This is a genomic window from Streptomyces sp. (assembly GCF_031178505.1).
GTDB lineage: Bacteria > Actinomycetota > Actinomycetes > Streptomycetales > Streptomycetaceae > Streptomyces > Streptomyces gulbargensis.
On the sequence record NZ_JAPSIW010000965.1, the window covers coordinates 1 to 2,127 of the forward strand.

Genomic DNA, 2,127 nt, shown 5'->3' on the forward strand with positions numbered 1-2,127 from the left:
CCGACGGAGGTGCCGTCGCCCTCGGGGCGGCCGTTCCGCCACGGGTACTCGCGGGCGCTGAAGTAGCCGCGCAGGACGAGGTGTTCGCCGTCGGGCGAGAAGGCGCCGTCGGTGACCCAGGGCACCTCGGCGACGCGGCGGAAGACGTTGGGGCCGGAGGAGGAGAGCCGTTCGGGGCCGGCGTAGAGGCCGCCGCCGTCCTCGTTCTTGCTGGCGATGTAGACGCGGCCGGTGTCCGGATGGACCATCAGGGCCTCGGCGTTGCGGGGCCCGTCGGCGTACCGGACGGTGTACTGGCGGGCGGCGACGGTGCGGTCGCCGAGGGTCTTCGGCTCGGGGAAGCGGTAGATCCAGACGTGGTCCCAGGAGCCGTCGAGGTTGTCGCCGATGTCCCCGACGTAGATGTCCCCGTCGGGGCCCACGGCGATGGCCTCCATGTCGCGGGGGGTGCCGATCCCGGTCAGGGTCAGGGTCGCGACGGTCTTTCCCGTACGGGAGTCGATGCCGTGGATCCGGGGCGCGTCCTGGTCGTTGTGCGTCCAGTAGACGCCGGGGTGCGCGCGGCTGGCGGCGAGGCCGCTGGACTCGGTGATCCGGGTGTCCTCGATCGTGAAGTCCCGGTCGGGCTCCTGCCCTTGGGCAAGGGCGGGCCCGGCGGGGAGCAGGGCCAGGGCCGCGGCCACGCCGAGGGCACGGAGAGCAGATCGCATGCCCCCAGCCTGCCACGGTGCGGGAGGGCGGGGCGGGGGGCCGGCGCCCGGGGCGGTGCCCGTGGTCCGGATCACGTCGAGCGGGCCGAGGGCGTCCGCGATGATATGACCATGCGTTTTCTGTTCGTCGGCGACAGCATGACCATCGGACGCGCCGGCGACTGGACCTGGCGCTACCGGATGTGGCAGCACTTGGAGGCCACGCTGCCCGGCGCGTACGAGATCGTCGGTCCGCGCACCGCGCTGTACGACCCGGCGGCCGACGCGCCCGTCTCCGAGGCGTACGCCGACCCCGCCTTCCCCGCCCCGGCCCGCCGGCACCTGGCCGGCTGGGGGGAGGGCTGGCTGCACATGGCCCCGGTGATCGGGGAGACGGTCGCGGCGACCGGGGCGCAGGTGCTGCTGGTCTCCCTGGGCCTGATCGACCTGGGCTTCTACACCAACAGCGACCAGACGGAGGAGAACGTCCGGGCGTTCGTGACGGCGGCCCGGGCCGCCGACCCGCGGGTGCGGGCGGTCTTCCTGCCGGTCATCCCCAACGTCCGCGCCACCTACGACGCCCCGTTCGCCGCCGAGTGCGCCCGCTTCAACGACCTGCTCGCCCGGGCGCTCGCGGACCTGGACTCGCCCGGCTCGCCCCTGCTCCTGGCGGCGGTGCCGGAGTCGTACGACCTGGACACCGACACCTACGACGGCACCCATCCGGGCCCGACCGGGGAGCACAAGCTGGCCGCCGCCTTCGCCGGCGCGATGCACCGCGCCTGGTCGCTCGGCGGCCCCTACCGCCCGCTCGCCCCGGTTGGCGCGGAGACGGCGCGCGTCCAAGCGGCCCGGGTGAGGCGGTTGGCGAAGGTGGAGCGGGTGTAGGCGCCGATGCCGAGGACGACCTCCAGGGCGTCGCGCCGGGTGTGGCCGGCGGCCTGGAAGGCGGCGGGTTCGGCGTCGGTGAGCGCACCCGAGGAGGGAAGGACCTGGAGGGTGCCCTCGGCTGCGCCGAACGCGCCGACGGCCCGGCCGGGGCATGCCACAGCCCCGGCCGCTCACCCTGCGCACGGAGGCGCGCCCCCTCCGCCGCGATCCTCGACGAGTGGCCCTCCGGACGGAGCGCGGCCCTCGGCGCGGAGCGCGTCCGCGCGCCGTCGAGTCCGCCTCGACGCCCCCGCCTGGCTCGGCGGCGCGTGACCCCGGCCCCGGGGCGGGTGAGCACCGGTCCACCGGGGCCCGCGCCCACCCGCCCGGACGGGCCACGCGCCTACCAGGCGAAGGCCTCCGGGGCCGGGCCCGGGCCCGGGAAGATCTCGTCCAGGCCCGCCAGGACCTCTTCGGAGAGCTCCAGTTCGAGGGCGCGCAGGGCGCCCGTCAGCTGTTCGGGCGTGCGGGGTCCGATGATCGGGCCCGTGACGCCCGGACGGCTCAG

General features: G+C 75.7%; 3 protein-coding genes. 1 reads left to right on the forward strand and 2 read right to left on the reverse strand.

Annotation, left to right across the window (positions count from 1 at the left end; translation table 11 throughout):
• On the reverse strand, window positions 1-710 hold a 710-nt coding region (locus RIF68_RS35135), incomplete at its 3' end, for a WD40 repeat domain-containing protein (RefSeq protein ID WP_309055614.1).
• A 111-nt stretch (window positions 711-821) separates the two neighbouring features.
• Here RIF68_RS35135 and RIF68_RS35140 point away from each other — a divergent pair.
• Window positions 822-1,577: a GDSL-type esterase/lipase family protein gene (locus RIF68_RS35140; RefSeq protein WP_309055616.1), complete on the forward strand. Its 756-nt coding sequence runs from the start codon at window positions 822-824 to the stop codon at window positions 1,575-1,577.
• 385 nt (window positions 1,578-1,962) lie between these two features.
• Here the strand turns inward: RIF68_RS35140 and RIF68_RS35150 are convergent.
• The coding region (locus RIF68_RS35150) for an aldo/keto reductase (protein WP_309055617.1) at window positions 1,963-2,127 on the reverse strand (165 nt) is incomplete at its 5' end.